The following is a 19,590-nucleotide window of genomic DNA, read 5'->3' on the forward strand; positions in this document are numbered from 1 at the left end:
AAAAGAACCAAACAGCCTTTTAATGGTTGCTTGATTCTATTCATTTACTCATTATCAACAGGATTTGACAAAGAGCCTAGAATACAAAAAGAAAGACTTCTATAGTCCATTATTTAAATAAGTGGTTTAATTCAAAATACAAGATGCTAAAATTCAAAAGTGAAATTTTAAAAATTAATATCTGTAGGCTAAATATTTAAGTTACTGATCTGACTTTGCTATATTTAAGTTAAAAGATAATAAAAGGAGGAATTTCATGAAAGTTACTTTTAAAGGAAAAGAAGTTGAATTAATTGGTACGCCACCTAAGGTTGGCGATAAAATGCCTAATTTTACAGTTTTAGCCAAAAATAAGCAAGAAGTTACTAAAGATAATTTGTTAGGTAAAAATACTTTAATCAGCGTTGTGCCAGACATCAACACTCCAGTTTGCAGTATTCAGACTAAGACTTTTAACAAAACAATGGATCAGTTTCCTGACGTTAACTTTTTAACTATTTCAACCAATACTAGCAAAGACCAACAAGCCTGGTGCGCAGCTGAAGGTGTTAAAAATATGCAGTTAGTGTCTGATGAAAAATTATCTTTTGGTAAAGCTACTGGCTTACTAATACCAGCATCTGGAATATTAGCACGCAGTGTTTGGATTCTTGATCCTAATGGTAAAATTATTTATCGTGAAGTTGTTGATGAGATTACACATGAGCCTGATTATAATACTGCTGTAAATGAGTTGAGAAAGTTGCTGTAAAATTAAAAAAGATTGCCTCAGTACATACACATATGCTAAGGTAACCTTTTTTCTTTAGTTCTTGTATTGTTCCATTCGTTGATTAAGCTCTTCCTTATCAAAATTATCTAAATTAATTGCTTCTCCACCCATTAACCAATCAATCATTTCAGGATCTACTTTATCTTTAGGCGTATCGTAATAATCTTGCAAAGACCATACGCCACCAATGTCATCAATTATTCCATAACCTTTTCCAGAAAGTATTTTTTGGATACTTAAGAGCTGTTTGATCAGTAGTGATATTCTTAATATCTACTTCAAATTCCCAGCTATCGCCATAATCATAGGTTAATAATAACTTATCACCTTTTTCAAAATATGAGACCTTAGCTTTTTCATAATCTATGCCTGTAGCCGAATTCCAATCTTCCGCTTCAGCGATACTTTTTGCATTTTCAAAGCGTTCCTGCGTCTTTTTATTCAGCAAATCAAACATATGCCCAAAATCAGCATTAAACATATCTAGCATGGCAACTTCTAATGTTTTTACGGATGTATTGCCACTAATAATAAATCTACGCCAAGTAGATGGTTTTAAAGACTTTAATTTTACTCTAATCTCATAGGTAGCTCGATTGCGAGTTTGATTTTCAAAAATTGTCTTTTTTCGTGTTTTCTGCTTTTTGTCATGATTCTCAAGATTTATTCGCAAGCCTTCTAAGACTCTAGACAAATCCTGAGGAGACAGGTCTAACTCTTCAAGTTCCAAAATCTTTTTCGGATTTGCTTCAATCGCCTCTATCATATCGTTTATCAAATCCTCATCTAGGCCTTGATTGGAGTATGAATTAATTTCTTCAACTACCCCGTCAATATTCACCTTATTTCTTTACTATCAGTTTTACGAATAAGACCTACTCCACTCAAAAATACATAGAAATTTTTCAAAGTATTTGTAATCCGCTCTATTCTTGCTGGCACATATTTAGCATATTGATCAATGAGTTTTTAACTATTTTCTTTAATTTCTGGTGTTAAGTTAGTACCATATCATATTTGAAGCATGTGGTTTTTCTTTATTAAAATAATTTCAGTTTAATTTTATCATGTCTATTCACAATTATTCATCCCAGAAGCAAAAAGATGAAGGCAATCATTGCCTTCATCTAAAATACACAAATTTTAGTCTTCTTTTAAAACCGGTACTGTCTTTTTATTTCTAACATGATATACAACTAAACCAATTGCTAGGCCTACTAGTGCTGGCACTAACCATGATAAGCCCATGCTAGCAAGTGGTAAATGACTTCTAAGTGAAGCCACTGCTAAACCAAATGAACTTTGACTAACCACACTTGGGAAAGCAACCACCATATCGCCTAAGGCTGGTACAATAGTAAACAAGATTACAAAGAAGTAAACTACGCCTGATTTATTAAATAATGGTGAACAAACTGATAACAAGATCAAAACCATTGATAAAGGATATAAGAACATTAACATCGGTGTTGACCACGAAATGATTTGATCCAAACCAAAATTAGCAGCTAAGAATGATGCCAAGCAGCTAAGCGCTAGCCAAACGTGGTAGCTTACCTTTGGAAAATGCTTATGAAAGTCTTGCGCAAAAGCAGCAACTAAACCAACAGCGGTAGTTAAACAAGTGACTGTCAATAAGAATGCAAGTAAAGCTTGACCAAAGACACCGCCATAAACATTAACGATTTGGTTAAAAGCTACTCCACCGTTATCAGAAACTGCGAAGCGTCCGAGTGACATTGCACCCATTAAGATCAATAACAAGTAGATAAAACCGATTGCTAAAACAGCCAAGACACCTGACTTGGCAACAACTTTTGAGACACTTTTAGCATCTTTTTGTCCCATGCCACGAACAGCTGTAACAACCGTGACCCCAAAGGCCAAACCTGCCAAAGCATCCATTGTGTTATAACCTTCTAAGAAGCCATTTACTAATGCTCCATGCTTATAAGCAGCAGTTACTGCCGCAGTTTGCGGATTACCCAAAGGACGAGCAAATGCTACAAGGAACACCAAAAATAATAGTGCTAAGAATAGTGGATTTAATACCTTACCAACGTTAGACAAGATATTGTTTTGATGATAAGAAAAAGCAAAAGCAGCTAAAAAGAATAAAGCTGAGAAAATAAGTAAAGCAGAACTTTGCATATTCTTAGGCATAAATGGCGCAATACCAACTGTGAAAGAAACAGTTGCGGTTCTTGGGGTACCAAACAATGGTCCGATTGTAGCATGGATTAAAACCATAAATACTACTGCAAATCCGGCACCCAGCGGCTTACCAATATCATATACTCCGTCTGCATGAGTAATTGCTACTGCTAATACAGATAATAACGGTAGTAAAACCCCAGTGATCAAAAAGCCAACTGCGGCTGTTCCCCAATTTGCTCCGGCTAGTTGTCCTAAATGTAATGGAAAGATTAAGTTACCGGCCCCAAAAAATAATCCAAACAGCAAGGAAGCAACAACGAGGTAATTTTTCCATGTAAGTTTTTTCGATGTATGATCTGTCATTTTTTCTCCTCCAAAACATCCCTGATAAACAAAAAAAGCCCCTCAGCTACAAATTGCAACTGAGGGACGCTTTGAGCGTGGTACCACCCTTTATTTATATCACTATTGCTAGCAATACCTTTCACGTACAGTCAATTACTTGACGATACGTAGGCACTATAATGGGTGCTCCCACTCCTTCTTACTTTAAGTTAAGAATTAGAACTCGAAAGTGATTTTCACTTAAACTTAGAATTTATCTCCTCACACCCAACGAGACTCGCTGCAAATTAAGTTTAAATTACTCTTCTTTCTCTTTGTTTTCAGATTTATTAAATTTACTAATAACTATTTTAATCAAAATATAATTATTGTCAACAATTTTTTTATTTATTTTTTAAATTTGTCTCTTTTCTTGCTTGTTCAATATTATGTTCGTTTAACTGCAAGATTTTTATTCGTTTTGTTAATGCTGCTTCTGTATATTCAGCAATCAAATCTTCAAAGATTTTAGCATTATTATCTCTTCTTGCTTTTGCTAAAACATCCATGTAACGATTGCGTAATTTTTCATCAGGAAAAACATTAACTACTGGATAGCCTACCTCAGTTAAAGCCAGATTCATTAATAATCTAGCTGTTCTGCCATTGCCATCTCTAAAAGGATGAATTGAAACAAACTTTAAATGTAAATCTGCCGCGTATTGAACTGGATGAAGCTTATCCTTGTTTTCGTTTGCCCAATCTACTAAGTCTCCCATCGCTGCTTCAATTTCAAATGGAGCTAAATACGGTTCAGTTTCTAAGCCATTTGGCCAAGCTTCTACTACCCGATAAACACCTGCCCAATCAGGATGTGTTTTAGCAATTGAAAGACGATTTAAATCACGAATAATACCTTGAGTCAGCGACTGATCTCTACCAGCGAGATCTATCATATAGTCATATGCTTCATTTAGATCAATCGCTGCTAGCACATCTTTGACTGCCTCACCATGCACTGTCATGCCCTTATTTAAAATAGAAGCAGTTTCATATTTATTTAGGGTACTTCCTTCAATAGCATTAGAGGACCAAACATGGTCAATTCGGATATCTTGTTCAAGTGCTTTAACTTGATCCTTATCTAAAGGACGGTACTCATTCATTTTATTAAGTAAGTCAGTTAATTTTTTACTCTCCATGTTTTCACCTCAAATCTGCTAAATTTTTTGTTAACATTTTACTTCATAATTAAAAAAAACGCCATTTTTTAAATTATAACGTTTGATTTATATTTCTATTTTAAAAAATCTCCTATTCAAACTGAGTCTGCCAATTAGGATCATTATTTGCCGCAAAGCACATAGCAATTTGTTTCTCAGTATTTCGACCAAGCGAAAGCTTCGGTAAATTATCTAATGCAAAATAATCACAGGCGTCAGTTTCATCGTTCGGCTTAAATTCTCCACTAATTTCTTTGCATAAGTAAAATATCTTCGTAATGCTAGTGGCCAAAATCGGTTTATTATGATGATTGCGATCTTGAACTGCAATAATTTTGACTGGTTTTACTACTCTACCTGCCTCTTCATATGCCTCTTTCACACAATTTTGTGCTGTAGTTTGGTCATAATCATTCCAGCCACCTGGCAAGGACCATTCCCGCGTCATTTTTTCACGAACAAGTAAAATCTTATTATCCTTAAAAATAGCTGCCCGCGTATCAAGCTTGGGTGTCTGATAGCCTTCATCGCCTAAAAAAAGTGTTTTAATTTGTTCTTTAGGCAATCCTGTCTTAGCTACCATCATTTCACCTGCGATTTTACGGATTGCTTCATAGCGTTCACGATCAAATATATCATGCCCATAATGCAGCCCTGCTTGAGCTAAACTTTGTAAATCTGTTGCCCATTTAGTAAATTGATCATCTAAACTCATGTTTATTACCTCTAATATAAAATTCTAAGAAAAATACTAAATTCCAAATTAAAAGGCAAATCGAAGTACCTATTTCAGATTTTATCACAAACCACGAATAACTTACTCCTAGTGCAAAAATTAGTAGCAAAGTTAACAAATCACGAATACTAAATCGACATTCACCCTTGTTATATACCTGATTTATAGCTAAAGAGAAATAATATAAGGCCATGAAAAAAATAATCAGGAAGAATAAAAAAGTCTTATTTATACCCTGCACCTGTAAATAGAGTATTGCTACTGTTGACAAAAGTATTGCTACTACAATTGCAACATGACTATACATTAAAATAAAGCCATTACTTATCTGATGATGATCAATTAATTTACCTGATAAGACTACATAGCTTGCAAACATTAAGACTAGAGATAAAAACAATGAAGCAGCATAAACTAACGGTGTCTTACTATTGAAATAACTTGTCAAATTAACAATAGCCTCACCAAAGGCAATAATTACGATTAAGCTTACTCTCTACCAAATGTGGGAAATTTACTCGTTCAGCTTTAAACATCCTTTTTAAAAACAACGGCAAAATAAAGCCAACTATATAACCACTTATACAAAAATAAATCCCAACAGGACAGCCGATGATTAATTCTACAATAATTAAGATAAATTCCAATCCTAAAATAATTAAAAAGGCTTGTTTATCATTACTATCTGCTTTTACAAATAGATACTGGCAAAATAAAATTAGGATCATAACAGCCATTGCAATATTAAAATAGTGAAAAGTAATTCGCCATTCAGTATTAATATTGTTAGCCAGATAAACTGCTACAAACATATTTAAAACTAAACCGCCAATATCTAAAAATTTATTTTTGCTATATCGGTTAAAATAGATAACTTGATAAAGCCAAACTTGCATTACTACGATTACAACCAACAAAAATTGAAGAAAAGTAACTAAAGAAATACTACCATTAACAGGATGATGAATCATTGTGGTAATTCGAGAAATTGCATATACAAAAATCAAGTCATAGAATAATTCAAACATTCCCACAGGCTTAGCGATTATTTTTTTCAAACTAGTCCCTCCTAATATTCGATTACTGTCTATCATGCTTTATATTTGTCTAAAAAACAAATTATGATATTAATCTGTAAGTATCAATTTTTAGCTTGATCGTAAAAAAATTATGCTAAAGTTACTATTGATTATTAAATTAATTTGATTCGGAGGAATAACTATGCCAAGAAATCTCAGAAAGCACAATTTTAATCAGTTCTCAGACCAAGAGAAAGATAAATTAAAAAATGTCAAGAAAGAATTAGCTGAGGCCCAAAAGAAAGAACCTGAAAGTCTACGTGAACACTTGCAAGCTTTTAATGATGGTGTAATGGCCATTATCATTACAATTATCGTCTTAGAAATTCAGCCTGCATTTCATGAAATTCATTATCAACAGTTCATTAGCAATATTGCTGTCTTTTTAATCACCTTTTTTATTGTGGCAGACTTCTGGTATGATCTACATTTATCTTTTTCATATTATATTTTCAAACCTTCAAAAGCGATTGCAATTCTTGATTTCTTTTTCCTAGCGGATTTATCGCTTTTACCAGTCATGACGAAATGGATCATGGCTGAAAATTCATCTTTTGCCGTTGCCAACTTTGGAATTGTCTTTTTGATTGCTAAAATCTTAGAATATCTAATTCAATATTTCGGTGCTAAAAACACTGCTCGCTATTCTCAAATCATGCGGATTATTATTAGTCGTTCCTTTATTAGAAAAATGACAGTTACTTTGTTTTTAAATGTAGTATTGATCATTCTGTCATTATTCAATGCCAAACTAGCAATGATTCTTTATCTAATAGTTCCAGTTATCTCATTCTTTTTTCCAGTTAAACGTAACAAAATTATGTAATTACTATTTAAAAGAAGCGGCAGTAGACTTTGCCGCTTCTTTTATTACTTTTCTTGTCCCTTACAGTGACTCTTGCAAACACATTCTTTACTATTTATCATTTTGCAGTGGCAAATGCCATCTTTATCTGCACAAGGACAATTTTTTTGACATTTCATTTTATCGTGACAAAATTCATTCTTCATGTTTATCACCTCTACAGCTCATTATGCCCATGATAATTGTACTTTCCAACCAATATATCTTACAATTTTACTTTTCCTAATAAAATTATTTTATAGAAACATCCAGCTAATTTGTTAATTTAATCTGCTGATCAGCTACCGATTTAATAAAGTAAGGATCATGCTCAATTAATAGCATTGCTGGTTTCACACTCTTAAGAAGCGTAATTAATTGATCCTGATTGAATACATCTAAATAATTTGCTGGCTCGTCCCATAAATATAAATTGGCAGGTTCTGTCAATGACTTGGCCAAAGCTACTCGTTTCTGTTGTCCCATACTCATTTTTTCAATTCTAGTTGCAAAATCAGCACGCGCAAATCCCATTTTTTTAAGATTACTCAATAAATCTTCATAAAACAAATGATATTTTCTAGCAAAATCTTTTAATAATCCGCTATACATTACAAATTCTTGTGGTAAATACGAGATTTTCAAATTTTCTATTAACTTATAATTACCTTCTGCAATTAGATTTTGAGAGATACCCAGCAAATACTTAATCAGTGTTGATTTTCCAGAACCATTTTTGCCTTCAATAGCAATAATTTCATGATTATTCAGAGACAAAGTCAAATTTTTAAATAGTTCTCTACTAGCTTTTAATTTCAAGCCGAGATCATTAAGCTGCAGAATCTCATGATGATAATCTGCTTGAAAATTCATAGTAAGAGACGGTACATCTTCAATATTCTTTAACATCCCTTCTTTTTCTGCAATTTTCTTATCCATACGATTACGCGCATTAATTGATTTCTTCATCATCTTTGCAGCCTGATGCCCAATCGCTCCTTTATTTAATCTAGTCCGACGATTGATGATATGTTGTGTTTTCATCCCTAATTTCTTACGTGCTTCTATTTTAGCCGCCCAATTATGAAATTGTACTTTTTCCTGATTCAATTTTTTTACTTGCCCTTCAAGCTTTTTATTTTTCTCACGATTAAAATCATCTCGCCTTTTTTTAGTTACCTCATAAGTCGAATAATTTCCTTGATACAAATGAATTACTGTGTTTTCAACCGCTAATATATGATCAGTTACCTGATCCAAAAAATCTCGATCATGACTGACCACAATATAGCCTTGATCATGCTTATTTAAGTACTCTGCCACTTGTTTACGACTTGCTTCATCTAAATGATTAGTTGGTTCATCAATTAAAGGAAAAGAATCTTGATCTATGAATGATAAAGCCAACAAAACTTTGGTTTGTTCACCACCACTCAAAGTGTTGAAAGGCTGCCATAATAAATTAGGATCTAAATTCATTCGAGTTAACTCTCGTTCCAATTTCCATTGTTCAAAGGTAACCTGATCTTGTAACTCATAAAAAGTAATGCTTTTAGCATTTTGAATTTTTACAGGATAATATGAAAATCTAACATTGGCTTGAATTTGACCAGCTCCACGATACTTACCTTGAAGTAGGTTTAAGAAAGTAGTTTTGCCTCTTCCATTTCGACCAATCAATCCTAATTTCCAATCAGTATCAAGATCTAAGTTCAGATTTTCAAAAATATATCTATTGCTGTCTTCATATTCAAAAGATAGCCTGCTAATCTTAAGATTACTCATTCAACCACCTCGCACAAAAAGAGCCTATACTTCTAGCAAGTATAGACTCTCTCCTTACGAAAACGAATTGTAATCATCGAAGGCCTGAGCTTTAATCTTGCTAAAAGTACATAGTCTCTCCATAACATAAATTACTATTTGGACTATGATGCTAATTACAAGATTAAAAGCGCAACCTAAACCCTTCTTCCATTGAATATATTATGCTGTAATAATAGCATTTGCTCTATTCTTTTACAATAGATATATTAAGTAACTCTATTTATTCCACAAAAAGTTAATTAACGCTTGATCAACTTGAGCATTTTCATGCAGTTTTGAATGTTGTGCATTTTTGCCATTAATCTTTTCAACTTTATAAGTACTGTTACCATCACCAATTAAATATTGCAGAGACAATGAAGAAATATTCTCTACGCGACCATCACTGCGATTTCCAATATCGCCAATAATATTTAGGACTTGAACATGCTTTTTCATATAAAGTTCTCTTACACCTGTCATCTGCTGATAAGTTGAGTTCATCTTATTAGGCTTTCCCTTGCTATTCAATTTCATCCCGCTAGGCTGCTTAATTGAATTAGGAATTCCATCAAAAGTTAAACCGCCAAAATGTCCTGCAATATCAACTTGCTTTTGGATTTGCGGCATTTTTTTATTATTTCCATTTCGCAGCATGTAATAAATAATTGAAATATTGCCTAAAGAATGACCAACCATATTGATCTTCTTAAACTTATACTTCTTTTGCAATGCCTGGATAACGTTTGTCGCATACGCAGCGTGTTTATTAAAATCGAGCTGACGATTATCTTCATAATTGACTTCACAGATTGGGTTCTTAGCATCTTTAGGCCACATGCCAACTAATGTAACCTTGCCCGTTTTCGATACTTCTGCACGAAGAACTGACTTAGTTACACCAACCTTCTTTGCAGCATCAACTATATGCTCTTCAGCTCTATAAGAGGAGCCACCACCATGGAAGAACAAAGTTGGCGTAGAATCAATTCTAACTTTTTTACTACTATTATTAGTTTTATTTTCGCATCCCGGTAAAATCAACATGATGCTTGCGATTATCAAGATAAATAAATTTTTCCTTTTCATATTATTAATCACTAACCTTGATGTATGACTTAATTACCTTGCGATCAACCATATCTTGATAAGCTTCATTAATTTGAGCTAAATCATATGTTTTAGTAAAGACTTTACCTGGATTAATCTCACCATCTAAAACAGCTTTAAGTAGAACTTCCTTATCATACGTAGTTACAGAAGCTGGCCCACCAGCAACACTTATATTCTCGTAAAAGATCAATCCAGGATTTAATTCTGCTCCATGAGGAAGTCTAACACGGCCAACGATCGCCCCAGGACGACCTACTTGGATAGCTTCTTCATTTGATAATTTACTCTAAGACTGCATCAGCTCCGCCGCGGGTAATATTAGTTAGATTTTGAATACCTCCTTCGTCACGTTCAACCACATTATCAGTTGCACCAAATTCACGCGCTAACTTTTCACGGTTTGAGTGGCGACTTGTAGAAACAATTTGCTTAGCTCCGCACAATTTAGCAGCAATAATTACCGATAATCCCACAGCACCATCACCTAAAACAATTACTGAATCGCCGGGCTTTACATTAGCTACACGAGCCGCATGATATCCGGTTGCCATCACATCAGCTAATGCCAAAAATGATTTAAGCATTTCTTCGCTGTAATCTTCAGGTTTTTCAGGAATTTTAATTAATGACCATTGTGCATGCTGAAAGCGAACATATTCAGCTTGATAGCCGACTGAAAAATTATCACCTAAATCATGACTCATGCATACACCATCAAATCCAGCTAAGCATGCACGGCAATGACCACAACCATGAGTAAATGGTGCAATGACGAAATCACCTTTCTTTACAGAAGTAATATCTTTTCCAGTTTCTTCAATAATTCCGATAATTTCGTGACCATCATTTTCATGACCTGTTCTTCTAAACCACGGTATGCCCCTAAATCTGAACCACAAACGCGAGTCCGAAGCACTTTGATGATGACATCGTCAGCTGTTTCAATTTTTGGTATTGGTTTATTAACAAGCTTCATTTCTCCAGCTTTAACAAATTCTGCATATTTCATAAATACAATCTCCTTACTTAATACTCTTACCTAATTTATAAGCCTTTTGGGCAAATTTTGCTAATTTTTGATCATTCCAAGAATCATCGGCATAAATTTCATCAATCATTTGTCAGCGCATATAGTCGCTCAATTTATGCATAAAGTAATAAAGCGATGATACTAAAACAACAATATCTGCATCTAATAATTTAGGCATTACTTCTTTTTCTACTAAATCATTATCTGTAATTCCAACTTCCATCCCTGGTACGTGTTCAAGTTGTAAAAAATGTGGCTGACTTTCACCTTGCTGCCCTGCATCATAACGGTAAACTTGGTTTCCAGCTTCCTTAATTCCTTTTTCAAAATTGTCTACTAATTTTTGAGAGGCGCCATTATAGTGAGGACTTCCTGTTAAAATTACTACTCGTACCATAAGTCATTCTTCTTTCACATTTTTAACTTCAATTTTCATAAATGATTATACGAAGAATAAATCCTCTTGGAAATTCACATTTTTTCATGCTAGGATAAATTAGATTTACTGTCACGAGGTATAAGAATGATTGAAAATTACTTACTGGAAGAATTAGTCACATTTGCTAAATATAGTACCAGCGCTAAAACCGCAGAAGTTCTTGGCTTGACTCAGCCTGCTGTGACACATTCTATGAAAAAATTAGAAGATGAACTTGGCGTAAAACTTTTTATTCGTAAACCTAACAAATTGTACTTGAGTGAAACGGGAAAATATACCGCTCGCGAAGCAAAGAAACTAATTAATAATAATTTAGACTTCACTAAAAAAGTTAAACAGTTTGACAAAGATCAGACTACCCTAGTCGTTGGTTTTAATGCTCCAGAACCAGGAATTGTCCTCCGATCTCTACATGATAAAAATATCCAGATTAAGAATAATTTGAAAACAACTTTGAAAAGTTACTAAGTGAACATCAACTAACTTGCGTTTTAATTAATTTTCCAATTGAAGACCGTGATATTACCTCAACTTATCTAGGCACAGAATCAATGTCGGTTAATCTTCAATCTGAATGCAAATTAAATAAAAATAAGGAACTATCCTTCAAGAAGCTTAAAGGCAAAACTATTTTAAGTCCTTCTCCAATTGGCTTTTGGACTAAGATCTATCATGATGAAATCCCAGATAGCAAGATCATTTTTCAAAATGAATCTACTGAATATAGTGAAATCCTACAATATTCAGTGTTTCCTTTCTTCACCACTAACTTAACCAGCTTAGATTCTCAATGGGGCTACAATTTACCTAATAATCGAACTGTTCGTCCTTTATCAGATAAAGTAGCTCATCAAAAGTTCTATGCAACTTATTTAAAGCAAAATAAAGATCGTGTTATGACTTTAATTGAAAAATCGCAAGATCAATGGAGCAAATAGGATCAGAATTAAAAAATTGTTGGCACCAATCCACCATCAAGCCTAAGCGCTTCACCTAAAAATGATGACGCATATGGACTAGCTACAAAGGTTACAAAGCGGCCAATTTCTTCTGGACGAATTAGTCTTTGAATTTGTGAAAGTGGACGGTGATTCTTCATAAAGTCACTTTCCCATTCTTCTTTTGGCAGATCAGAATCTTTGTACATGTCATTGATCATTGCTTCAACACTTTCAGTAAGAGTAGAGCCAGGTATAATTGTATTTACAGTCACGTGCGTACCCTTAGTAAGTTTTGACAAACTTTTAGCAATTGATAAATTCATTGTCTTAGTCAAACTGTATTGCGGCATTTTGCCTGATGGCATAATTGCTTCTTCACTAGCAATGAAATGATTCGCCCAAAGTCTTGATCAAACATCTTAGGTAAGTAGAACTTAGCTAAAGCGTTGCCAGAGTATACATTCACATATTATTGACCAAAATATCAATCTCTGGAAACTTTTCAAATAGCCCCTTACGCCGTTTGGCATCTTCAAGATCATATGGCGCACCTTGAGGAATAGTGTCGGGATAATTTTCTTTAATTTCAGCTACTACTTCATCAACAGTTTCTTTTTGACGACCATTAATGATTATTTGTTCCTTCTTTAGCTAGTTCAATTGCAATAGCTTTCCCAATTCCTTTAGTAGAACCAGTAACTAAAGCAAGTTTTCCTTCAAGATTCATTTTCATAATTCGTTACCTCGATACAATTAATTGTTTTTCTTGATAGCTATTATATATGCTTTTAAAAAGTAAGCAAGTTGCGATAGCTAAATAATTTTAATTAGCTAACTCACGATAACTACAGGCTTTTCAGCCACTTTTCACTTGGAACCGCTTAAATTAATTGTTGACAATTATCTAATTCAGCCTTATGATGAAATTGAATTAAATAAATGTTCTTCGAGGCAAGGTGAAATTCCTGACCGGCGGTAAAGTCCGCAAACCGTGCAAACGGTGGAACCCGATAATCGGTACCGATAGTATAGTCTAGATGATAGAAGAATGATAACCGGTAAGCAACGCTTGTTTGCGTTTGCCTTGATTATTTGACTTTGAATATCATTGTCGAACCTCGAGAAATACTCGAGGTTCTTTTTTTGTTCTACGAGGAAGTGATTTTAATGGAAAAAGACAATTTTTATATGAATTTAGCTTTAAAAGAAGCCAAAAAAGGTCGCTATCAAACATGGAAAAATCCTATGGTTGGTGCAGTTATTGTTAAAAACAATCATATTTTAGCCACTGGTTACCATCACCACTACGGACAAAATCATGCAGAACGCGATGCCATTTCAAAATTAACCCCAGAACAATTATTTAATTCAACTCTCTATGTTACCCTTGAACCTTGTAACCATTATGGTAAACAACCACCCTGCTCAGACCTAATTATCAAAAGTAGAATTAAGCGAGTAGTAATTGCTCAAGTGGATCCCCATAAATTAGTTACTGGGAAAGGAATTGCCAAATTAAAAAATGCTGGAATTCAAGTAACTACAGGTGTTTTAGCCGATGAAGCAAGTGAACTTAATAAGTTCTATAGCTATTTTTACCAGCATGATTTTCCTTGGGTCGCAGTTAAAGAAGCAACTAGTTTAGATAATAAAGTTGCAATCCATGGTCAACGAACTCCGATCACTAATCAAGCTGTGTATCAGCAAGTACATTCTGAACGCGCAGATTATCAAGCAGTTATGATTGGTTCTACAACTGCGATCATCGATAACCCGATTTTAGGAACTAATATCAAAAGTGACTACCCGCCAATTCGCATTATCATTGACCGTCGCGGACGGCTGTTAAATCATTTACACCTTAACTTATTAAGTGACACTAATTCCACCTGGATTTTTACTCAAAATGAACAAATGGCAGAAAATTGCTTTAATAATCCTAAAATTGAAGTTATTCATTTAGAAACAGAAAAGATCCAAGAAGTATTTAATTATTTGAGTAAAAAAGGAATCCAGTCAGTTTATGTAGAAGGTGGCCCTACTTTGGAAAAAGCAATTATGAATGAAATTTTTGTTAATGAAGTAATTAAATATACAGCGCCGATCTTTCTTGGAGATGAAGGCGTAACAGGTTTAGTACCAAACGAAACGGTTCATTTAACAAATATTAAACGAACAATCTTAGGAGATAACGAACGAATTGCAGGTGAATTAAAACATGTTTAGTGGTTTGGTTCGTGGGGATGCCCATATTAAAAAAATTGACAAACACAAGCGGACAATTAAGTTAACCGTTTCTTGCCCTGCAGATTTCACTAATGAACTAGTAATCGGTGACTCAATTGCAATTAATGGAACTTGTTTGACGGTTGAAAGTTTTACTGAGACTAGCTTTGTCGTAACCATGATGCCTCAGACTTATAAGAAAACTATTTTTAAGAGTTTACATAATGGTGATCAACTTAATATTGAGCGGTCATTAGAAGTCGGTCAGCGTCTAGAAGGTCATCTTGTTACAGGTCATATCGATGACTTGGCAACGGTTACTAAAAAAGTACGGAACGAAAATGCAATTGAAATTTGGTTTAAGTTTCCTGCTCGATTATCAACACAGATCGTACCTCAAGGTAGTATCGCTTTAAACGGCGTTTCATTAACAGTGATGGACGTTAAAGACAACAGTTTTTCGGTAGGTCTAATTCCACATACTCAAGCTGAAACTAATTTAGCAAACTTACAGATAAATGATGAAGTAAATTTGGAAACCGACATTATTGGAAAATACGTCGCTCAAAATTTAGAAAAGAGAAATTAAAATGGATGTTAAAAAAATTCAAGATGCAATTCAATGGATGAAAAATGGTGGTTTAGTGATTGTTGCTGATGATGAAGATCGTGAATCTGAAGGTGACATGATCGGCTTAGGGTCTAAAGTTACTCCTGAAAATGTTAACTTTATGACCAAACATGCTCGCGGCTTACTTTGCACCCCTGTAAGTAAAACAATTGCTAAACGTTTAAATTTCTACCAAATGGAAGAAAATAATACTGATCCATACGGTACTGCTTTTACAATCAGTGTTGATTACAAAACTACCACTACAGGTATTTCTGCTTATGATCGTGCAGCAACTATCAAGGCAATTGCTGATCCTAATTCCAAACCAGAAGATTTCTTTAGACCAGGCCACTGTTTTCCATTAGTTGCTAAAGATGATCAAATCAAGAATCGTAATGGTCACACAGAAGCTTCTATTGCTTTAGCTCATCTTGCTGGTGAACCAGAAGTTGCATATATTTGTGAAGTTATGAAAGCTGATGGACATATGGCTCGTCGTCCTCAACTGAAAGAAATTGCTAAAGAATATCACTTACCATTTTTAACAATTGCAGAACTACAAGAATACATTAATAGTCCTGTGAGTAAACGCTCAGAATTTGTAAATCTTCCTACTAAATATGGTAATTTTAAAATTAAGGCTTACGCTAATGAAAATTTGGTTCTTATCAAAGGAGAGATTGATCCCCAAAAGCCAGTTCTAGTACGTCTTCACTCCGAATGTCTCACTGGTGACACATTCGGCTCACTGCGTTGCGATTGTGGCGATCAACTGCACATGGCAATGAAGCAAATTGCTAAAAATGGTAACGGCTTAATTCTTTACTTACGCCAAGAAGGACGTGGAATTGGACTAATCAATAAATTAAAAGCTTATGGTTTACAAGATCATGGCTACGACACTTACGAAGCAAATGAGATGCTGGGCTTTAAGCCAGATGAACGAGACTACGCAACTGCGGTCAAGATTTTAAAAGATTTAGGAATTAATCATATTAATTTACTTACTAATAATCCTGATAAAATTGATCAATTAAAAAATAACGGCATCACTATTGAACAAAGAATTCCTTTAGAAATTCCTGCTAATAAGATAAATCATGATTATTTAGAAACTAAACGAGACAAGTTCCATCATTTTTTAGAAGCACTATAATTAGGAGCATATAAATGAATATTTACGAAGGAAATTTTAAAAACAATAATTATCGCATCGCAATTGTGGCATCTAAGTTTAACGAAATCGTTACCCATCATTTAGTTGACGGCGCTGTTGCCACCTTAAAGCAATTTGGAGTGCTTGAGGATCAGATTGATATTTATTGGGTCCCAGGTGCTTTTGAAATTGGTTTTACCGCTAAAAAGCTTGTTATTCAAAATAACTATGATGGTATCATGACCTTAGGGGCTGTTATTAAAGGTGAAACTGACCATTACAGTATGATTATTCAAAATGTTACCAATGCAATTATGCAAATGAATCTTGAAGCAAAAGTCCCTGTCACTTTTGGTATTTTGACTACTGAAAATATCGAACAAGCCTTACAAAGAGCTGGCTTGAAAGCAGGCAACGAGGGGGCTTTAACTGCTCAAAGCTTACTTGAAATGATTTCACTTAACAAACAGATAAAATAGATAGCTAGAAAGAAATCAGAAATTAAGAAATTCTACTAAATCTTGGTATTTAACAAACCTTGATTTAATAGGATTTTTCTTTTAAGTAAAAACTTTGTTATTAGCCCCAAATAAACTTTTTTCAAATATTTTCAATAAGTGTATTACTTACCAAAATACGCAGCTAAAACTTCCTTACTTTCACCTTGCAAAATATCAGTAACTAAAACTGCACCAAAAGGATCATTTCTATGTCTGACAGCTAATCTAGATAATTCAATAGCTCGCTTCATAAATTTTTCGTCGTTATTCATAATTTTCCTCCGCCAATTTTTGATATAATTTCGTATTAAAAATTGGTGTTAGTCCTTTAACTACCGGTAATTACACCAGCAATCTTTGGAAGGATATTTCAGTTAAATATCCTAATTTAGTTTTTCAATTTATTGCTCTCCCTGCAGCAGGCGGATTTAAATGCTTTGACCAAGCACGCGCTATTTTAAATAAAAAAATCCTAAAATCATAATTGAGAATATATCTGGCTTTGATATTACTACTCTAAATGAATGTGTAAAAAATAATTGGCTACTTTGCAGTGCAGAAGATTGACAAACCGCCCATCCCATGTTAAAGTCAAAATCAGTCAACTGGGATTGCACGATTTCCTTTGGCATTGTGTATGGAAAACAACATTCCAAACAAGTTGATAACATTATCGACTTCATCAAAAGACAGACCGACTAAATTAGTCGATCTGTCTTTTTGATTATCTCAAGTTCACTTTAATTCCGGTCATCGTTAAAGCCAAAAATAGTTAAAAATTGCAAAAATAGGTTAACGAAATCTAGATATAACTGCAATGCACCAAGGACGGCTAAGCCATTAGTGGAAACTTGATCACCAAATTGCAAATAAATATTTTTCATTCTTTGGGCATCCCAAGCAGTTAAAACTATAAAAATAATCACTGCAATAAATGAGAAAATGTAACTAACCATTGGGTTCTTTAGGAACAAATTAACTAGCATCGCCACAATCAAACCGATTAATGCAGCTGAAGCATACGAACCCCATCTGCTTAAATCCTTTTTGGTTACCGTCCCGATAATTGCCATTACCACAAATACGCTAGCTGAAGCAATGAAGGCGGAAGCGATATCTTGTCCTGTATAAGCTCCTGCAATGAAGGCAAAAGTAATTCCATAAATAATTGCCGTAATTATCAGTAAAATAAAGCTAGCTACTGGATTTCGAGTAGCTCTAAAGTTAATAACAAAAGTTAATGCAATTGGCAATAATAATAGCAGCCACATCGTCCATGGGTGACTAACCATTAAGGCAACCATTTGCTTAGCAAAAACGGTCATCGTAAGATAGGCACTCAAGGCTGAAACAAAGACAGCCAATGCCATATAGCCATAAATTTTACTTAAAAAGACATTTAACCCAGATGCATCAACTATATGACGGCGACCTAGATTTTGATCAAACTCATCCATTTGTATTTCCTCCAATCTGTTAATTTTCTTTGGTTACCTTTAATGTAACACTTACCGAGATTAAAGAGAAATATGACGGTTCGAGATTTTTTGTTACTGCTCTTTTTTTCTTTATCCATCCAAAAAATTTCTGATATTCCACAACCCTAACATTATGTTCTTTAGCATACTTCTTAAAATTATCAGTCGGCTCTTTCACGAAAAAGTACAAATACGTCTTTCTCACTTTAGGCAATAACGCAGCTCTAATAATTAATGTATCAATCATTTCATGATTCAGCTTATCTGCATTTCTCCACTTGCATTCCCCGACTATCGCCTCAGAATCATCATGATTGCTAGCTATCACGTCAATTTCTTCTTGGCGATGCTTAATCGGATTATTGCTCCACCAGCTAGAAATCCTCTTAGGATAAAATGGAAGATCGTCTTGCTGCCATAACCAATCTCTTGAAGTCTGTTCAAATACAGGACCAAGAAAGCGGGGTAACTCATCCATAATACCAAGCAAAACTCCCTTAGTTCTTTCAAGTGCAATCTGATCCTGTGCTTCCGCAATAAATTTGAACCAGAACTTGAACATATTATCCTTGAAAACATAAATAGCTTTCCTAGCATTATTTTCAAAAATCGGCTGTTTGCGCTCAATGATCTCTAGATCAATCAAGTTGTTAAGATATGCACTAATACTGCTACCATTACTCATTCCAATTGCTTGACTAATCTGCGAGCTTCTATTTTTACCATGAGCCAAAGCATTTAAAATCGAAAAATAAGTTACTGGCTTACGCAATTCCTCTTGCAAAAGCACATTAGGCTCATCTTGCAACGGTGCATTTTGATTCAAGAACATTTGTTGAATATTATCTGCTACACTCAAATTTTGATCAACGAAGCTCAAATACTGCAGAATACCATCAGTAATCCCATAATAAGCTAACAAATCATCGCTATTAACTTTAGATAACATCTTTTTAGTATTAAAGATATCAAATGGACGAATTCTGAATTGCCCAGTCTTTCTACCATAAAGTGGACTCTTATATCCTAAAACCTGATGCTCCATAAATGACATGGAAGAGCCGCAGAGAATGAACATAATATTGTTTTTTTTAAAAAAGATGATCAATCGCATATTGCAAGACTGAGCTGATCTCACTGGCTGACTCTGCAA

Annotated in this window: 18 protein-coding genes, 4 pseudogenes, 1 riboswitch and 1 other annotated feature; of the genes and pseudogenes, 8 read left to right on the forward strand and 14 right to left on the reverse strand. The window is 34.2% G+C overall.

What is annotated here, in order from left to right; all coding sequences use genetic code 11:
- Nucleotides 1-256: 256 nt before the first annotated feature.
- Complete coding sequence (gene tpx, locus Q0Y84_RS05365) at nt 257-751, forward strand: thiol peroxidase (RefSeq protein WP_297951512.1); 495 nt, start codon at nt 257-259, stop codon at nt 749-751.
- A gap of 54 nt (nt 752-805) precedes the next feature.
- On the opposite strand, the gene Q0Y84_RS05370 is transcribed toward tpx, so the two are convergent.
- From Q0Y84_RS05370 to Q0Y84_RS05395, 6 genes and pseudogenes are all read right to left on the reverse strand, one after another.
- Complete coding sequence (locus tag Q0Y84_RS05370) at nt 806-943, reverse strand: hypothetical protein (protein WP_297951514.1); 138 nt, start codon at nt 941-943, stop codon at nt 806-808.
- A 22-nt stretch (nt 944-965) separates the two neighbouring features.
- Entirely contained in the window at nt 966-1,613 is a 648-nt protein-coding gene (locus Q0Y84_RS05375; RefSeq protein ID WP_297951515.1) for a hypothetical protein, read from the reverse strand.
- Between the two features lie 302 nt (nt 1,614-1,915).
- A complete protein-coding gene (brnQ, locus tag Q0Y84_RS05380; protein ID WP_297951516.1) occupies nt 1,916-3,292 on the reverse strand; it encodes a branched-chain amino acid transport system II carrier protein in 1,377 nt (458 codons plus the stop codon).
- A gap of 59 nt (nt 3,293-3,351) precedes the next feature.
- Nucleotides 3,352-3,598: a binding site (T-box leader), on the reverse strand.
- 59 nt (nt 3,599-3,657) lie between these two features.
- Nucleotides 3,658-4,455 carry a Fic family protein gene (locus tag Q0Y84_RS05385; protein WP_297951517.1) on the reverse strand — a complete coding sequence of 266 codons (798 nt, stop codon included), beginning with the start codon at nt 4,453-4,455 and terminating at the stop codon, nt 3,658-3,660.
- Between the two features lie 112 nt (nt 4,456-4,567).
- Nucleotides 4,568-5,191 (reverse strand): NUDIX hydrolase, encoded by a 624-nt coding sequence (locus Q0Y84_RS05390; RefSeq protein ID WP_297951518.1) that lies wholly within the window; start codon nt 5,189-5,191, stop codon nt 4,568-4,570.
- A pseudogene (locus tag Q0Y84_RS05395) lies at nt 5,178-6,270 on the reverse strand (low temperature requirement protein A). Before Q0Y84_RS05395 ends, Q0Y84_RS05390 begins: the two are co-directional and overlap by 14 nt.
- A gap of 163 nt (nt 6,271-6,433) precedes the next feature.
- On the opposite strand from Q0Y84_RS05395, the gene Q0Y84_RS05400 reads away from it, so the two are divergent.
- The gene (locus Q0Y84_RS05400; protein ID WP_297951519.1) at nt 6,434-7,117 is read left to right on the forward strand and encodes a TMEM175 family protein; all 684 of its coding nucleotides are present in this window, start codon (nt 6,434-6,436) and stop codon (nt 7,115-7,117) included.
- A gap of 291 nt (nt 7,118-7,408) precedes the next feature.
- On the opposite strand, the gene abc-f is transcribed toward Q0Y84_RS05400, so the two are convergent.
- From abc-f to Q0Y84_RS05420, 4 genes and pseudogenes are all read right to left on the reverse strand, one after another.
- A complete protein-coding gene (gene abc-f, locus Q0Y84_RS05405) occupies nt 7,409-8,920 on the reverse strand; it encodes a ribosomal protection-like ABC-F family protein (RefSeq protein WP_297951520.1) in 1,512 nt (503 codons plus the stop codon).
- Nucleotides 8,921-9,178: 258 nt separating this feature from the next.
- Entirely contained in the window at nt 9,179-10,030 is an 852-nt protein-coding gene (locus tag Q0Y84_RS05410) for an alpha/beta hydrolase (protein ID WP_297951521.1), read from the reverse strand.
- Nucleotides 10,031-10,034: 4 nt separating this feature from the next.
- A pseudogene (locus Q0Y84_RS05415) lies at nt 10,035-11,063 on the reverse strand (alcohol dehydrogenase catalytic domain-containing protein).
- A 13-nt stretch (nt 11,064-11,076) separates the two neighbouring features.
- Nucleotides 11,077-11,481 (reverse strand): annotated as a pseudogene (locus tag Q0Y84_RS05420) (flavodoxin family protein).
- 126 nt (nt 11,482-11,607) lie between these two features.
- On the opposite strand from Q0Y84_RS05420, the gene Q0Y84_RS05425 reads away from it, so the two are divergent.
- Both Q0Y84_RS05425 and Q0Y84_RS05430 read left to right on the forward strand, forming a co-directional pair.
- Nucleotides 11,608-11,991: a LysR family transcriptional regulator gene (locus Q0Y84_RS05425; RefSeq protein WP_297951522.1), complete on the forward strand. Its 384-nt coding sequence runs from the start codon at nt 11,608-11,610 to the stop codon at nt 11,989-11,991.
- Nucleotides 11,992-12,074: 83 nt separating this feature from the next.
- Entirely contained in the window at nt 12,075-12,461 is a 387-nt protein-coding gene (locus tag Q0Y84_RS05430; RefSeq protein WP_297951523.1) for a transcriptional regulator, read from the forward strand.
- Nucleotides 12,462-12,469: 8 nt separating this feature from the next.
- Here the strand turns inward: Q0Y84_RS05430 and Q0Y84_RS05435 are convergent.
- Nucleotides 12,470-13,197 (reverse strand): annotated as a pseudogene (locus Q0Y84_RS05435) (SDR family oxidoreductase).
- Nucleotides 13,198-13,402: 205 nt separating this feature from the next.
- Nucleotides 13,403-13,517: riboswitch (FMN riboswitch) on the forward strand.
- A gap of 114 nt (nt 13,518-13,631) precedes the next feature.
- Here Q0Y84_RS05435 and ribD point away from each other — a divergent pair.
- The 4 genes from ribD to ribH are packed head-to-tail and all read left to right on the forward strand — an operon-like array spanning nt 13,632 to nt 16,938.
- Entirely contained in the window at nt 13,632-14,690 is a 1,059-nt protein-coding gene (gene ribD, locus Q0Y84_RS05440) for a bifunctional diaminohydroxyphosphoribosylaminopyrimidine deaminase/5-amino-6-(5-phosphoribosylamino)uracil reductase RibD (protein WP_297951524.1), read from the forward strand.
- On the forward strand, nt 14,683-15,279 hold the full coding sequence (locus Q0Y84_RS05445) for a riboflavin synthase (RefSeq protein ID WP_297951525.1): 597 nt from the start codon (nt 14,683-14,685) through the stop codon (nt 15,277-15,279). The genes ribD and Q0Y84_RS05445 overlap by 8 nt, the downstream gene beginning before the upstream one ends.
- Nucleotide 15,280: 1 nt before the next feature.
- The gene (gene ribA, locus Q0Y84_RS05450) at nt 15,281-16,459 is read left to right on the forward strand and encodes a GTP cyclohydrolase II (RefSeq protein WP_297951526.1); all 1,179 of its coding nucleotides are present in this window, start codon (nt 15,281-15,283) and stop codon (nt 16,457-16,459) included.
- A gap of 14 nt (nt 16,460-16,473) precedes the next feature.
- Entirely contained in the window at nt 16,474-16,938 is a 465-nt protein-coding gene (gene ribH, locus Q0Y84_RS05455; RefSeq protein WP_297951527.1) for a 6,7-dimethyl-8-ribityllumazine synthase, read from the forward strand.
- Nucleotides 16,939-17,081: 143 nt separating this feature from the next.
- On the opposite strand, the gene Q0Y84_RS05460 is transcribed toward ribH, so the two are convergent.
- From Q0Y84_RS05460 to Q0Y84_RS05470, 3 genes are all read right to left on the reverse strand, one after another.
- Nucleotides 17,082-17,231: a hypothetical protein gene (locus tag Q0Y84_RS05460; RefSeq protein ID WP_297951528.1), complete on the reverse strand. Its 150-nt coding sequence runs from the start codon at nt 17,229-17,231 to the stop codon at nt 17,082-17,084.
- Between the two features lie 468 nt (nt 17,232-17,699).
- A complete protein-coding gene (locus Q0Y84_RS05465) occupies nt 17,700-18,416 on the reverse strand; it encodes a Bax inhibitor-1/YccA family protein (RefSeq protein ID WP_297951529.1) in 717 nt (238 codons plus the stop codon).
- Nucleotides 18,417-18,435: 19 nt separating this feature from the next.
- On the reverse strand, nt 18,436-19,491 hold the full coding sequence (locus tag Q0Y84_RS05470) for an ATP-binding protein (protein ID WP_297951530.1): 1,056 nt from the start codon (nt 19,489-19,491) through the stop codon (nt 18,436-18,438).
- Nucleotides 19,492-19,590 lie beyond the last annotated feature (99 nt).

Source organism: uncultured Lactobacillus sp. (genome assembly GCF_947367125.1).
Lineage (GTDB): Bacteria > Bacillota > Bacilli > Lactobacillales > Lactobacillaceae > Lactobacillus.